Origin of the sequence: Arachnia rubra (assembly GCF_019973735.1) — a bacterium.
Classification (GTDB): domain Bacteria; phylum Actinomycetota; class Actinomycetes; order Propionibacteriales; family Propionibacteriaceae; genus Arachnia; species Arachnia rubra.
On sequence record NZ_AP024463.1, the window covers coordinates 221,219 to 233,914 of the forward strand.

At 63.8% G+C, this 12,696-nt stretch carries 13 protein-coding genes and 1 riboswitch; of the genes, 7 read left to right on the forward strand and 6 right to left on the reverse strand.

Annotated features, from left to right (window positions below):
* The first annotated feature begins 93 nt into the window (after positions 1–93).
* Positions 94–663 carry a TetR/AcrR family transcriptional regulator gene (locus tag SK1NUM_RS00840; RefSeq protein ID WP_212324135.1) on the forward strand — a complete coding sequence of 190 codons (570 nt, stop codon included), beginning with the start codon at positions 94–96 and terminating at the stop codon, positions 661–663.
* Positions 664–782: 119 nt separating this feature from the next.
* On the opposite strand, the gene SK1NUM_RS00845 is transcribed toward SK1NUM_RS00840, so the two are convergent.
* Positions 783–2,279, reverse strand: a complete 1,497-nt coding sequence (locus tag SK1NUM_RS00845; protein WP_422388885.1) for an IS1634 family transposase — start codon at positions 2,277–2,279, stop codon at positions 783–785.
* Positions 2,280–2,951: 672 nt separating this feature from the next.
* A riboswitch (cobalamin riboswitch) is annotated at positions 2,952–3,150 on the reverse strand.
* Positions 3,151–3,205: 55 nt separating this feature from the next.
* Complete coding sequence (locus tag SK1NUM_RS00850) at positions 3,206–3,823, reverse strand: class I SAM-dependent methyltransferase (protein ID WP_212324136.1); 618 nt, start codon at positions 3,821–3,823, stop codon at positions 3,206–3,208.
* A 180-nt stretch (positions 3,824–4,003) separates the two neighbouring features.
* Here SK1NUM_RS00850 and SK1NUM_RS00855 point away from each other — a divergent pair, with 180 nt between their 5' ends.
* On the forward strand, positions 4,004–4,999 hold the full coding sequence (locus tag SK1NUM_RS00855) for an alpha/beta fold hydrolase (RefSeq protein WP_212324138.1): 996 nt from the start codon (positions 4,004–4,006) through the stop codon (positions 4,997–4,999).
* A gap of 471 nt (positions 5,000–5,470) precedes the next feature.
* Here SK1NUM_RS00855 and SK1NUM_RS00860 read toward each other — a convergent pair whose 3' ends face one another.
* On the reverse strand, positions 5,471–5,914 hold the full coding sequence (locus SK1NUM_RS00860; RefSeq protein ID WP_212324140.1) for a helix-turn-helix domain-containing protein: 444 nt from the start codon (positions 5,912–5,914) through the stop codon (positions 5,471–5,473).
* Positions 5,915–6,045: 131 nt separating this feature from the next.
* Here SK1NUM_RS00860 and SK1NUM_RS00865 point away from each other — a divergent pair, with 131 nt between their 5' ends.
* Positions 6,046–6,477: a MerR family transcriptional regulator gene (locus SK1NUM_RS00865; protein ID WP_212324142.1), complete on the forward strand. Its 432-nt coding sequence runs from the start codon at positions 6,046–6,048 to the stop codon at positions 6,475–6,477.
* Positions 6,474–7,496 (forward strand): aldo/keto reductase, encoded by a 1,023-nt coding sequence (locus tag SK1NUM_RS00870; protein ID WP_212324144.1) that lies wholly within the window; start codon positions 6,474–6,476, stop codon positions 7,494–7,496. Before SK1NUM_RS00865 ends, SK1NUM_RS00870 begins: the two co-directional genes overlap by 4 nt.
* Positions 7,497–7,503: 7 nt before the next feature.
* Here the strand turns inward: SK1NUM_RS00870 and SK1NUM_RS00875 are convergent, their stop codons facing one another.
* The 3 genes from SK1NUM_RS00875 to SK1NUM_RS00885 all read right to left on the reverse strand — a co-directional run bounded on the left by SK1NUM_RS00875 (position 7,504) and on the right by SK1NUM_RS00885 (position 10,266).
* A complete protein-coding gene (locus SK1NUM_RS00875) occupies positions 7,504–7,728 on the reverse strand; it encodes a type II toxin-antitoxin system Phd/YefM family antitoxin (RefSeq protein ID WP_212324147.1) in 225 nt (74 codons plus the stop codon).
* Between the two features lie 47 nt (positions 7,729–7,775).
* A complete protein-coding gene (locus SK1NUM_RS00880; protein WP_212324149.1) occupies positions 7,776–9,338 on the reverse strand; it encodes a glycoside hydrolase family 32 protein in 1,563 nt (520 codons plus the stop codon).
* 76 nt (positions 9,339–9,414) lie between these two features.
* The gene (locus SK1NUM_RS00885) at positions 9,415–10,266 is read right to left on the reverse strand and encodes a fructosamine kinase family protein (protein WP_212324151.1); all 852 of its coding nucleotides are present in this window, start codon (positions 10,264–10,266) and stop codon (positions 9,415–9,417) included.
* A gap of 107 nt (positions 10,267–10,373) precedes the next feature.
* Between SK1NUM_RS00885 and SK1NUM_RS00890 the strand changes: the two genes are divergently transcribed.
* The 3 genes from SK1NUM_RS00890 to SK1NUM_RS00900 all read left to right on the forward strand — a co-directional run bounded on the left by SK1NUM_RS00890 (position 10,374) and on the right by SK1NUM_RS00900 (position 12,574).
* Positions 10,374–10,601 (forward strand): FitA-like ribbon-helix-helix domain-containing protein, encoded by a 228-nt coding sequence (locus SK1NUM_RS00890; protein ID WP_212324152.1) that lies wholly within the window; start codon positions 10,374–10,376, stop codon positions 10,599–10,601.
* Positions 10,602–11,755: 1,154 nt separating this feature from the next.
* Positions 11,756–12,277, forward strand: a complete 522-nt coding sequence (locus SK1NUM_RS00895) for an O-acetyl-ADP-ribose deacetylase (protein WP_212324154.1) — start codon at positions 11,756–11,758, stop codon at positions 12,275–12,277.
* 57 nt (positions 12,278–12,334) lie between these two features.
* Positions 12,335–12,574, forward strand: coding sequence for a hypothetical protein (locus SK1NUM_RS00900; RefSeq protein ID WP_212324156.1), 240 nt, complete (start codon positions 12,335–12,337; stop codon positions 12,572–12,574).
* The last annotated feature ends 122 nt before the right edge of the window (positions 12,575–12,696 follow it).

The window sequence follows — 12,696 nt, forward strand, 5'->3', positions numbered from 1 at the left end:
TACAGACCATATGGTCGGTAATTCAATACCAATTGGAATGTTTTTCATCCTATTTGGTTTGTGATGGTATGGGCGCGGCGGTACGGTGAGTCCATGGCCACCAGCGGAAAAACCCGGAGCACAGACCGGACACGGCGGGCGATCCTCGACGCCGCCAGCGACCTCATGGGCAAGCACGGTACGTCAGTCTCCCTGGCCAGGATCGCCGAGGCCGCGGGAATGTCTAAGGGAGGTCTGCTGCATCACTTCCCGTCTCGCAATGACTTGATCCGGGCTCTCGGTGAGGACTGTGCGCGGCAGCTGCGTTCGGAGGTCGAGGGTTTCCTCGACCTGTCTGAGAACCGTCCCGGCAAGATGCTGCGCGCATACGTCCGTGCTCTGTGCGGGGGGTCGGGGGAGGCCATGGTCTACTTCGCGGATTCCTCCACCTGGTATCCCATGATCGACATTCCCGAGGTGAAACAGGCCATAGCCGACAATGTCCGGTGGTGGGACGAGCAGTTCGCCGCCGACGGTCTGCCTGACGACCGGATCCGCCTGGTGCGGCGAGCCGCTGAGGGATGCGCCGCGGCCTACGTCTGGGGAGAGGAGACCGAGGAGGGGGTGGCGCAGCTGCGTGGGCTCCTGCTGGGCCTGACTGAGGAGTCGGCACCGCTCACCTGACCCGGCCTTCTGCGATCGCAGCCCCCAAGCCGTCGCTGAGCACCCGCCCGCTGGGTCCTGACTGTGCTCAGGCCGCCGACCTTGAGGATCAGCGGCCTGAGCGTCCTGACTTGGCTCATTTAGTGTCGTTCCCGGGTGTTGTGGATGGCGTCGAGCCAGGCTTGGATGTTGTCGGGGATGGGGTCTTCAGCGGTGACGATGGCGTCGCCGGCTTGGATGTCGATGGTTCGGTAGCGGCGTAGTGTCTTGACCAGGGTCTTCAAGCTGACTTTGGTGGTGGCCTCCAACCAGCGAGCGACGGCGAGGGCGGCGAACACGATGGTGAGGTGGGCCTCGATCGAGTCTTTCAGGTGGTGGTAGATCGGGCGGGCTTTCAGATCGGATTTGCTCATCCGGAACGACTTCTCGATCTGCCACAACTGGTGGTAGGCGCCGATCACGTACTCCGGCCTCGGGTCAGCCAGGTTCGTGATGTATCCCTTCCAGCCAGCCAGCGCTTTGGCTTTGGCCTCCAAGTCCCGGTTCACCGATTTCTGTGCGCCGGTGAGAGTGATGAACCGGTTCCGTTTCACCGGGATCTTCCCCGCGACCACGCGTTCGGCCTTGCTGACCTGCTCGCTGATACCGCGCAACGTCCGGCGTGCTCGGTCGGCCCGGTACTGGTAGTAGATCGTCTCTGTCACTGCTGCCCCGGCCGGGCCCCTCGACCAGGGTTGAGTCAGGGTCAGCCCGTCAGGGGGCTGCTGACCGGAATGGGTCTTCAGCCACTCCCGCACGATGTAGGGGACCTCGGGAATCTTCTGACCCACGATGAACCGCAACCCCGCCCCGGACAACGCCCGCAGGTTCCCGTCAGACAACATGCCCGCATCAGCCACCACCGTCACCTCCGGCAGGGCGTGAGCGGCCTGGAACGCCTGGAGCGACGGGATGATCGTGGTCGTCTCCGCACGGTTACCCTCGAACGCCTCCACCATCAACGGGAACCCCCGCGCGTCGGTCAACAACCCGATGGTGATCTGGGGTTCCAAGCGGCGTTCCTTGCTGTATCCGGGTTCCCGGAACCCGTCCCCAACATCAGTCTCAAAGTAGAGCGTGCTCACGTCGTACAACACCAAGGTGGCAGGCCCCAACCCCACATGCGCTGCGCACGCGGACGCTATCTGCTGCCGCCACGCCGGCTCGGCATACACGGCGAGCCGACGCTTCACCGTCGCGTAGCCGCAAGGCCGAACCCCGATCTCTTCGAGCACCCGCAAGGTCTCCAACTTGCTGGCCGGCTCGATCAACCGGCCCAGCACCAACTGCTTGAAAACCTCGTCACCACCACTGGCGGTATCGAACCCGAGCCGTTCAAACCCGACCGACAAGGCATTCCACAAGTGCTCCGCCCGCGACCGCCGGATCGGTAGCGCCCGCCGTCGTGGCTGCCCGTCCCCGAAATCGAGTTCGTCCTGACCAGCGGCGATCATGCGTTGCCGCGCCACCGCTTTCAACACCTCAACATCCTCCGGTGTGTGTGCCGACCCGATGTGATCCATCGACCGCGATCCACGAGACGACGACCACACCACCTGAACCGCCGTCGCCCCCGACGCGGTCTTCACCGTCCTCACATACGGACTCACCCCAACAGGCTAAAACACCCCCGATTAGTGCACACCACACCAACCAAAACCCCTAGCCAACACCCCCTCCAACCCCAAAAACACCAAACATGAGCCAAGTCAGGTGACTGTGCTCAGGCCGCCGACCTTGAGGATCAGCGGCCTGAGCGTGCTGCCGGAGTCCTGTTCCCGCCGGAGTAACGAAGGGCGGGAACGCGGCAGCAGTCATTCACCAAGGGCGCTCCTTCCTCCCTGATCACCGCCCCCGGCGAAGGAGGGCGGCTCCCTTCAGGACGACACGTACTACGTGGTCATGGTGTGGCGCGACGATGCTGGAGCCCGGTTCCCCGGTCTCCGCGTGGTGCCCCGGATGGGTGGGGTATGCCCCAGTCAGGACGGATCACTGGCTGTGCCGCAGTGCTCGATGGACCTGGGCGAGAGCCATGGCAACGTGTTCCGCCGGGCCCGTCCGCTGTTGCGTGGGGCACATGCAAGACCCGCCGCCCCCGCAAGCGGCTTTCACGAACAGCGACTGTACTGCGGTCCGCAGCCAGAATCTTCTCGAGCATCTCCACTCTCATCCGAGGCTTCACGCGACATCGCGTACCAGCAGACGATGAGAAGGGCCTGTGACCCATTCACAGCCTTGACCCAGTCCACGAGGTCGTCGCCTCCGCCCGAGGTACGGGCGGATCGCTGGCAGGTCTTCGGACTTGTGGTTCCAGGTGTAACACCAACCTCCGGCTTTCGCTTCCCAGATCTCTCCAGTGCCTTGTGAAAGCCATCGTCGCCACTTACCGCTGCGGGACAGTCCCGGATTCTCACCGGATTCCCTCTTGCCTCGACGCCGGAACGCCGAACCAACGACGTTTCCAACCATAGCAGCGTCCTCAGCCCGGCACGTCGCTTCACTCAGCCAGGGCGGCGATGGACGCCTACCGGCAGGCTCTTCTGGCCCAGCGGAGTAGGTAGCGGTAGTAGAGGCCACGGCGGATCCGGACGCCTGGCAGCAGGTTGCGCGCGGTGGTGCGGATCTCAGTCAGGCAGGTGGTCGGTGGCGTCGTCAGGACCCCAGGGTCGGTTTCGTGATGGAGCGCTGAGCCGAGCCTGGCCCAGGGAAGTGCCAGCGCGGCAAAGGCCCAGTCCCAGGGGGTGCGTTCCTCCGCCAGCCCGACGACCAGGAGGTCGCCGTCCGGTGCCAGGAGGTCGCGCGCCTTGGTCAGGGAGTCAGCCAGGTCCATGTGGTGCAGCGACGCGACGAAGGTGATCAGGTCGTAGTGCTTCGTTCCCGGATCAAAGGCCGCGAAGCTGGAGGCGTTGAGCGTGACGTTGGGGATGCTGGCCAGACGGGCCTGTGCGCGGCAGAGCGCCGCGACGTCTGGCTCGATGCCGGTGAGGTGACCGGCGTACGGCGCGAGTCGCTGCAACAGCAGCCCGTCGCCGCACCCGACGTCCAGGATGCTCCGGCGGGGCCGCTCGGCGGCGATGCGCTGCAGCCACGGATGATAGGCGGTGTTGTGGTTCCAGTAGTCGCGCACGCGTCCATTCTCCACGTGGGAGGAGTACCGGCTTCGCCAGGGTCTTTGCGGTGCCTCTGTGCTGTGGGGTCAGCAACCACCACAAGCAGCGGGTTTGCCTTTGGACGGCCAAGTCCCTGTGTGTGGTGATCTCGGGGTCCGATCAGGGAATAACCTTACTTGACAGTGTCTGGTGTTTGGGGTTGGGTGTTCCCCATGGATAGTGAAGGCGGGAAGAAACCTCGTCCCAGGCGCTGGTTGCGGCGGCTTGGGGTTGTGGTGTTGGTGCTGGTGGTGCTGATGGGTGGGGTGAAGGTTGCGGATGTGGCGCTCACCGCGAAGGAGCGGGCGGATCATCCGGCTCCGGGGCAGTTGGTGGATGTCGACGGCCACAAGATGCACGTCCACACCACTGGTCAGGGTGACACAAGTATTGTTCTACTTCCAGGTCTTGCAGTCCCGGCTCCGGACCTGGATTTCGAGCCTTTGGTGAAGGAGCTCTCGAAGTGGGCGACGGTGACCGTGGTGGAGCCCTTCGGCTACGGCTGGAGCGACGTGACGGACTCTCCTATGTTGCCGTCGGATATTGCGCGGGATGTTCACACCGCGTTGCATGCCGCTGGGGTGAAAGGCCCGTATGTGTTGATGGGGCACTCCATCAGCGGATTGAACTCTCAGGCCTTTGCTGATCAGTATCCTGATGAGGTTGCGGGTTATGTTGGTTTGGATCCCGTCATTCCCTACGCGAGATACTTCGACAGCCAGGCTGGTCCCGCGTTTCCCTGGTTTTATTCGTGGTTTTTTAGGCCTATTGTGCAGGCTGGGTGGATGCGTATCATTACGGCGTTCAGTGGTGCGGATCCTTCGTTTATGATCGGGGCCAGTAGTGCGGATGGTTATAGCAAGGAGAATCTTGAGCAGCAGCGGATGCTGACCAACTGGATGATGCTGAGCGCGAATGTGATGAGGCAGGCGGAAGTTGCTAGTGATTCGCGCGCCCAGGTCAGGGATCTTCGGTTTGATGAGCAGCTGCCGGTGTTGGTCTACACCATACGTGAAACGAACTACACCGAGGCAGAGATTGCGGAGTATGTGGGCAGTGGTCCTTGTCGGCGGTCGGTGATCGTCGATGCCAGCCACTACGTCCATCACACCGAGTACAAGCGCATTAGCGAAGGCACCCGCGCCCTCATGACCGAATGCCACCGCTAACCGGCGTGTCGGATGGGTCCTCGCGGCAATCTTCGCGTTGCATTCCCTCGTCCTCATCATGCTCGTCGAGGAACGGCAACCATAAAAATCCGGAATCCTCACATGAAGATGAGGTGCGATGCCGCTCTCGGTCCTCGTGAGTTGACCGGGCCTTGAGAGTCGGTGATGCGGCGGACTTGTCTTTGAGCGCGCTCTAACGCGTAGGGTCGGCGGTATGGAAGGACCAGTGCCAGATGGCGACCTGCCCGAGTTGCTGCCGGTTCAGCAGGCAGCGGCCTGGCTGGGGGTGAGCCCCCAGACCGTTCACAAACACGGGCTCCTTTGGGCCATCTTGCATGGTGCCCAGCCCGTGTTAATGGAATCTGTGGATTTCCTTCGTTTAGTGGTCTGAGTGGCTGTCTTCGGCGGCTGTGAGAAGCACATTGGTTAGTGTGATCGGCACCAGAACGCAGGCATCAAGGAAGACGACGGTCATGATCGCCGTCTATTCCGAGATTTCTTCAATGCGGCTGTGTAATCGCTGATTTCCTCCTGCAGCATGCCTGTCTCTTCGGCTTGCCGCATGGAATCCTGGAAGTAAGCGGTGCGTTTTCGGGAGCGTTCTTTCTTGTATGTCAGGACGTCTTCCAGCCGGACCATTCGGTGGACGTTGGGCTGCTCGTATGGGAGTTTTCCCTCCTCCAGTAACTTGACCAGGGTTGTCCGGGAGACATTCAGGATTTCGGCTGCCTGAGTGGTGCTCAGCATCGTGGAAACAGGCTCGATGCGAACGGCATCGCCTCGCGACAATGCGTCGACGAAGGTCCCCACACCCTCGCGGATACCAGGAGGAAGGCTTGGCAACAAGGTGTTCAGGGGCGTCAGGTCGCCCGGATCCTCCGGCGGAAGTACCGTGTGGGAGGTTGTCGTCTTCATGCATCAAGTATCGTTCCAAACGATGGAAACGCAAGAAACGATTGCAACGCAAAGGTGGCTCTTCCTGCTGCAAGATGCCTCTTCTGCTTTAGCTTGTCTTTGAGCGCGCTCTAACGCGTAGGGTCGGCGGCATGGAAGGACCAGTGCCAGATGGCGACCTGCCCGAGTCGCTGCCGGTTCAGCAAGCGGCGGCCTGGCTGGGGGTGAGCCCCCACACCATCCGCTACTACGAGCGACTCGGCCTGGTGCGGGTACCCAGGGACGCCCAGGGAAACCGTGCCTACGACGAGGCCGCCATGCGGCGGCTGGTCTTCCTGATCCGGATGCGCGTCTCGGGCATGACCATGACGGAACTTCGTCGCTACATCGACCTTGTTGAGCAGGGTCCCGGCACCAAACCAGAGCGTCTCAAGGTCATGCAGGAGCATCGCGCCCGGGTCCGGAGCAAAATCGCCGAGCTCCAATTCGCCCTTGACATCACCGACTACAAGATCGCCACCTACGGTGGAAACCTCGGCGACGAACCAACTCTCCACGAATCAACCCACAAGGAGACACCATGACCGTCACCCTCGCCCCCGGGCTGAACACCTCACCCATCGGATTCGGGTGCATGGCGCTCAGCCACGTCTACGGCGGCACCACTAACGACCAGGCCCGGCACACCCTTGAGGACGCCCTCGACGCCGGGATCACCTTCCTCGACACCGCCGACGTCTACGGCGAGCCGAGGCCGGATGCCACCGGCCCCGCCGGCACGAACGAGGAGATGCTCGCCCCGTTCGTCGCCAGGCACCGCGACCAGTTGCAGATCGCCACGAAATTCGGGATCACCGGGGCTCTTACCGTGGAGAAGAGGTCCGAGCCGCCTACTAGCGGCCGGCCGGAGTATGTGCGCGCAGCCTGTGACGCATCGCTGCGGCGTCTGGGCATCGAGACCATCGACCTCTACTACATGCACCGCCCCGACCCGGACACCCCCATCGAGGAGACCATCGGCGCGCTGAGTGAGCTGATCGACGCGGGAAAGGTGCGCCATCTGGGGCTGAGCGAGGTCACCGCGCCGGAGCTGCACCGCGCCCACGCCGTCCACCCGATCGCCGCCGTGCAGAGCGAGTGGAGCCTGTGGTCGCGGGATGTCGAACGCAATGTCGTCCCGGCGTGCGCGGAGCTGGGTGTCGGTTTCGTGCCGTACTCGCCGCTGGGCAGGGGATTCCTGACCGGGACCCTCACCAGGGACCAGATCAGCTCGGATTTCCGCGGCATGACTCCCCGGATGGGGGAGTCCTGGGATGCGAACCAGCAGGCCCTCGCGGTGGTCACGGAGGTCGCCGACTCGCTGGGCGCCACGAACGCGCAGGTCGCGCTGGCGTGGCTGCTGGCCAAGGGGCGGCAGTTCGGCCTCCCGGTGGTGCCGATCCCAGGATCCCGCCGTGCTGAGAGGATGCGCGAAAATCTCGGCGCGCTCAAGCTCCAGCTGGATGAGGCAGCCATGACGCGGCTCGATGGCGTCGCCTCTCTGGTGGAGGGCAGCCGCAACGTCGTGCCGGATCCCCGCTGGATCAGCGAGGGCCGGGAGTGAGACGTGTTCACCTCGTCTCCCAGGCGGCGAGTTCCTCCTCTGGCAGGTCGTCGAAGAAACTGTCGGGCAGGCGGTACCCGCTGAATCCCAGCTCGCGGTCTCCTGAGGTGACAGGAACCAGACGCGCGACGGGCTGCGTTCCCCTGGTGATGCAGATTGATGCGCCATGCTCCACTTCGGCAAGCAGTGCTGACAGATGCGTCTTGGCTTCCTGCACTTTGACCGTCTTCATGCCTCCAGGTTAGGCAGGGTGGTGATCTGGTCGATCAGCCAGGCTGGTCAGAATGCCGGTCCCAGCGGGGTCAGGTGGCCGGAGGCGATGGTCGCGGTCCCGGTCGCGCCGAGGGCCAGGCCCTGGGCGGATGGGTCGTTGAAGACCAGGAAGGACCCCGCCGGGGCGCCGTCGTCGACGAACACCTCCACGCTGGAGCGGTCCAGGTAGACGTGCAGGCGGACTCTGCCGTCGGCGGGACGGTAGGCCACCTCGCGGCGCAGGGCGAACTGCGCCTCGCCGCCGTCGCGGCCGGGGACGGTCTGCAGTCCGCCGTTCGTGCGGTCCAGGTAGAACACGCCCTTGGCGACATCGATTCCCACCCGGACCTCTTGGAGCTTTCCGCCGACCTCACCGCGGGCCAGGCTCAGCCAGGCGTCGCTGGCGTGGGAGACGTCCAGGACGAGGTCGATCTCGGTGACCCGTTCCGTCCCGAACGAGACTACGTTGTCCGTGGCGCTGGCACCGGTGATCTCCACCGCCTGCCTGCGCAGCCCGACCAGTTCTTTGATGGGTTCCTGTCGCAGGATCCGCGCCCCGTCCCGGGTGGTCAGCGACAACTCGCGCGGAATGCTCATCTCGTTGTGCCAGTCGCCGGTGGGCATGGAGTAGGGGTAGCGCCAGTTGCCCAGCCACCCCAGCCAGATGCGGCGGCCGTCCACCTTCTCGAAGGTCTGGGCGGCGTAGAAGTCCTGCCCGGCGTCGGTGAAGCGGATCCGGTCGTCCTCGGGGAAGAACGTGGTGCCGTCGAAGTCCCCGATGAAGTACTGGGCGGTGGAGCCGTGGGTCTCCTCGTTGTCGCCGATCGAGAGGGTCAGCACCCAGCGGGTCTTCCCGTCGGAGGCGTCGGTGAGGGGGAACAGGTCGGGGCACTCCCAGACCGCGGCATGCGACCCAGCGTCCTGGCCGAAGTCGCTGGCGTGACTCCACTGCCTGAGGTTGGGGGAGCGGAAGATCGAGACGTGGTCATTCACGGAGACGACCATCACCCACGACTTCGTCGGCTCATGCCAGAAGACCTTGGGGTCGCGGAAGTCCTTGCGGCCGTCATTGGGGATGACGGGGTTGCCGTCGTAGCGCCTCCAGGAGCGGCCGCGGTCCGTGCTGTAAGCGAGGGACTGCGCCTCCCCGCCGGTGGTCGAGGTGTAGATCGCGACCATCCCACCTCCGGGCACCAGCCCGGAGGTGTTGGCGCCGTCGTCAACGCAGCTGCCGGACATCGCCAGGCCCAGTGCATCGTGCTGCAGGGCCGTGCCAAGAGGCTTCCAGTGCACCATGTCCGAGCTGACGGCGTGCGCCCAGGTGCCGTCCTGCTGATGGAATAGGTGGTATTCGCCGTCGAAATAGATCAGGCCGTTGGGGTCGGCGAGATTCCCCTTGGCGGGGCTGTAATGGTAGGCGGGACGGAAGGGATCCGTGGCATTGCCGGGAGAGTCTGCCGGAAGCTCGCCGAGACCAGGGACCTGCGACCTGAGCTCCGGCGGGGGAGCTGCCTGTGAGACCCGGCTGCTGGCGGCGAGGACCGCGGCGCCGGTGCTGAGCAGGACTGCGCGACGACTGTGATTTCCCATGGCTCTATCCCTATCGCATCACAGGCTCAGCGACGCCGCGCACCACTTGGGCGGGCGGCGCACCGGGGGGATGGCGTCAGGCGAGGTTGCGCAGCACAGACATCACCGACGCGCCGTAGCCGCCGCCGAACAGGATGGCATGCACCAGCAGCGGCGTCAGCTGATACCAGGGGATTCGCTCCTGCCAGCCGCCGGCCAGCGGGTAGGCGTCGTCGTAGCTGGTGAACGCCTCTCGTCCGAAACCGCCGAACAGCGCCATCATTGCCAGGTCGAACTCGCGATGCGCGTAGTGCGCGGCCGGGTCGATGAGCCAGTTCGCGCCGTCCTGGCTGACCAGGCGGTTCCCGGCCCACAGGTCGCCGTGCACCAGCGACGGCGGCTCGTCCGGTCCGCACAGCTCGCTGGCCCTCGGGGCTAGGGAGTCGACCAGCCGCAGCGCCTCCGCCGGCAGTTGACTCTCGTCGACGGCCCGCCTGGCCAGGGGTCGGATGCGTCGTTCCAGATAGAACTCCGGCCACGACGACGTGGGCGTCAGATCCACCTCGACGGACCCCAGATAGCCCGACTCGTCGCCGTCGAGCCCACCGAAGTGCGGCTGAGGCTGATGGTGCAGCGCGGCCAGGCCCGCGCCCAGCGCCGCCTCGGTGCCGGAGCTGCGGCGGCCCTCGTCGATCCACTCCAGCACCAGCCCGCTGGGTGATGAGGCCAATACTTCAGGGACCCGCAACCCGGTCGGTGCGGCCTCCCGTAACGCCCGTAGTCCTCGCGCCTCCCGCTCGAACAGCAGGTGCGTGGGGGAGGGGTGTGTCTTCAGGAACACCGGGCCGTCACTGGTGTCGAGACGATAGGCGCGTGCGATGTCGCCGCCGTGCACCGGCGTGACCTGGGTGACGTCGAGTCCGGCGGTCAGCTCCTCGGGAAGGGACATGCCTCCAACCTACAAGTCGGATGAATGTCGGCCCGGCAGGCGGATTGCCCAGGCAGGTGAGGGGCCACAGCGATCTCATTATTCTGAGATCCTCTGGGGAGGTTGATGTGGAGCAATTGCTGATTCGAGGACTCCCGGCTGGTACCAAAGCGAGACTCGACGTCCTGGCTCGGCGGAACGGGCGTTCTCGCGAGGCCGAGGTCCGGGTGATTCTCGACCAGGCACTGCGCCTGGAACCGGTTTCACAGGCCGACCTGCTGGCCATGCCGGAATCGGAAGGTATCGAATTCGAACCCGGGCGGCTGGGGGCGCTGGGCCGGGACGTCGAGCTGTGAGATACATTCTGGACACCAACGTGGTTTCGGCTTTGAGGCTGCCGCTCTTCGTCCGTGAATTACTCTCACCAAACAAAGCAGTAGCATTGTCAAGTGCGGAACGCGGCGTCTCCACCTTCTGCCGCTGATTATCAATTTCCTTCGCCAACACCTGACTTCTGCCATGAGTGTCGAGGCGGATTTGTTGTTCTTGCCGAACTGGGACGCGACCAGCTCCATCTCACTGCTTAGCACCCGCATCTCATGATTACCATCGGTAATTGCGCGCTTAAACCCCCGCTCGTCCTCCTAGCCAAAGGCGACTCAGCCATGTTATTTATCCTTGTCGGTGATATCATCCGGGCATGAAGCGAGCGCGTTCCCGGTTACGTTCAGAACCTGATGACATGGATGTGCGAGATTTCGCTAGGTTACTGGCTCGGTTGCCTGAGAACCTGCCGATCTCGGATGCCTATCATGGATATGACGGCAGTTATCCCCCACCCGGGCCCTGGTATACTTCCCGGCGGCAACGCATGGTGAGCTGGTTTCGGGGGCAAGCGACAACTGGAGAGGGCGCGTACAGCCGGATGATTCCCAATCTGTCTGCCAAACGGGCCTACAATCGGTTGCTTAACGCGGGTTCGCTGTTGTGGATCAATGAAGCCCTAGGAAATGATCCGGACCGTATTCAGCAGGCAGCAGACGCGGCCAGTCAGGAAAAGGAGTACCGGAAACGATGCCGAATTGTCCGCGAGTATCTACCGTGGAGTGACGTGATATCGCTGGCAAATAGACGCAAACCTAGAAATTTATTAACTGGCCTTCTTCGAGGTTATTCACGACTATAGGTAAGCCCTCGCTGACAAGGGTTTTGGTGAACCGAAAGCTCCTCGTGAATGTCCCTTTGGTTCGGCGGTTTTTCTTCCTCCGGATGCGACATCTCGCTTTGTTCACCTTAATCACGATACGCCCAGTAGCGCTTCGCTCGGTTGCCTTGGCGCATCATCCGCCCTGGGGCCGCCTCCCACTCGAACTCCCACCATACGACACTAGGTGTCGTCCCGGCTGGCTTGGCTGGGGTCGTGTCGCTGTTGCCGCGGCTTCAGGCATGATCAGCCCGTTGCCGGGATAGCCTGGCGGTGTAGGTAGCCGGGCGTTCACGGGAGGACGAGATGACTATCGAGGCGGTCCTTGGGGATATCACCGTGCAGGAGGTCGATGCCGTCGTCAATGCGGCGAATTCATCCCTGCTGGGTGGGGGTGGGGTGGATGGCGCTATTCACCGTGCCGCGGGTCCGGGACTGCTGGCAGCCTGCCGGGAGCTGCGGGGCACGACCCTGCCTGGTGGCCTGCCGGTGGGGCAGGCGGTCGCCACCCCCGGTTTCAACCTGCCTGCGGCCTGGGTCATCCACACGGTGGGTCCCAACCGGAACGCGGGCCAGACTGACCCGGCCCTGCTGCGGTCTGCCTTCGACTCCAGTCTCGGTCTCGCCCGGGAGCTGGGCTGTTCCAGTGTGGCGCTGCCCGCGATCTCCGCCGGGGTCTACGGCTGGGACTCCCGCGAGGTTGCCCGCATTGCGGTGGCATCAGCCCGCGAGCACGCCGGCACCGGCGAGGACGACGACTGGCTCATCCGCTTCGTCCTGTTCTCCCAGAACCTGCTCCAGGACTTCAAGCACGCGCTCACGCAGTGAGAAGCCAACCCGGCTATGATGCCGTGGCATCACAATTTCTGATGTCATGCTGTCAACATGAGAACGACGGTGACACTTGACCCGGATGTGGAGTCCTTGATCCGCCAGACTATGAAGGCAAAAGGTGTGTCTTTCAAACAGGCGCTGAACGACGCCGTGCGGGCTGGTTCCCACGCTCAACCGAGGAAATACACGGTGTCCCGGGTCATGGGACGGCCGCAGATCTCCCTGGACCATGCCCTGCAGCTGGCGGGTGAGCTTGAAGACCAGGAGCTGGCCCGGCGGGCTGGATTGTGAAGATCGTCGACGCAAACGTCCTGCTCTATGCGGTCAATCAGGATTCACGTCACCACGAGGCATCCCAGAACTGGCTGGATGGTGCGCTGTCCGGCGGCGATAGAACGGCCCGCCGGAGGCGC

Coding starts and splice junctions, on each gene's coding strand:
- SK1NUM_RS00840 (WP_212324135.1), top strand. CDS start 94: ATGGCCACCAGCGGAAAAACCCGGAGCACAGACCGGACACGGCGGGCG.
- SK1NUM_RS00855 (WP_212324138.1), top strand. CDS start 4,004: ATGGATAGTGAAGGCGGGAAGAAACCTCGTCCCAGGCGCTGGTTGCGG.
- SK1NUM_RS00860 (WP_212324140.1), bottom strand. CDS start 5,914: ATGAAGACGACAACCTCCCACACGGTACTTCCGCCGGAGGATCCGGGC.
- SK1NUM_RS00865 (WP_212324142.1), top strand. CDS start 6,046: ATGGAAGGACCAGTGCCAGATGGCGACCTGCCCGAGTCGCTGCCGGTT.
- SK1NUM_RS00870 (WP_212324144.1), top strand. CDS start 6,474: ATGACCGTCACCCTCGCCCCCGGGCTGAACACCTCACCCATCGGATTC.
- SK1NUM_RS00875 (WP_212324147.1), bottom strand. CDS start 7,728: ATGAAGACGGTCAAAGTGCAGGAAGCCAAGACGCATCTGTCAGCACTG.
- SK1NUM_RS00880 (WP_212324149.1), bottom strand. CDS start 9,338: ATGGGAAATCACAGTCGTCGCGCAGTCCTGCTCAGCACCGGCGCCGCG.
- SK1NUM_RS00885 (WP_212324151.1), bottom strand. CDS start 10,266: ATGTCCCTTCCCGAGGAGCTGACCGCCGGACTCGACGTCACCCAGGTC.
- SK1NUM_RS00895 (WP_212324154.1), top strand. CDS start 11,756: ATGACTATCGAGGCGGTCCTTGGGGATATCACCGTGCAGGAGGTCGAT.
- SK1NUM_RS00900 (WP_212324156.1), top strand. CDS start 12,335: ATGAGAACGACGGTGACACTTGACCCGGATGTGGAGTCCTTGATCCGC.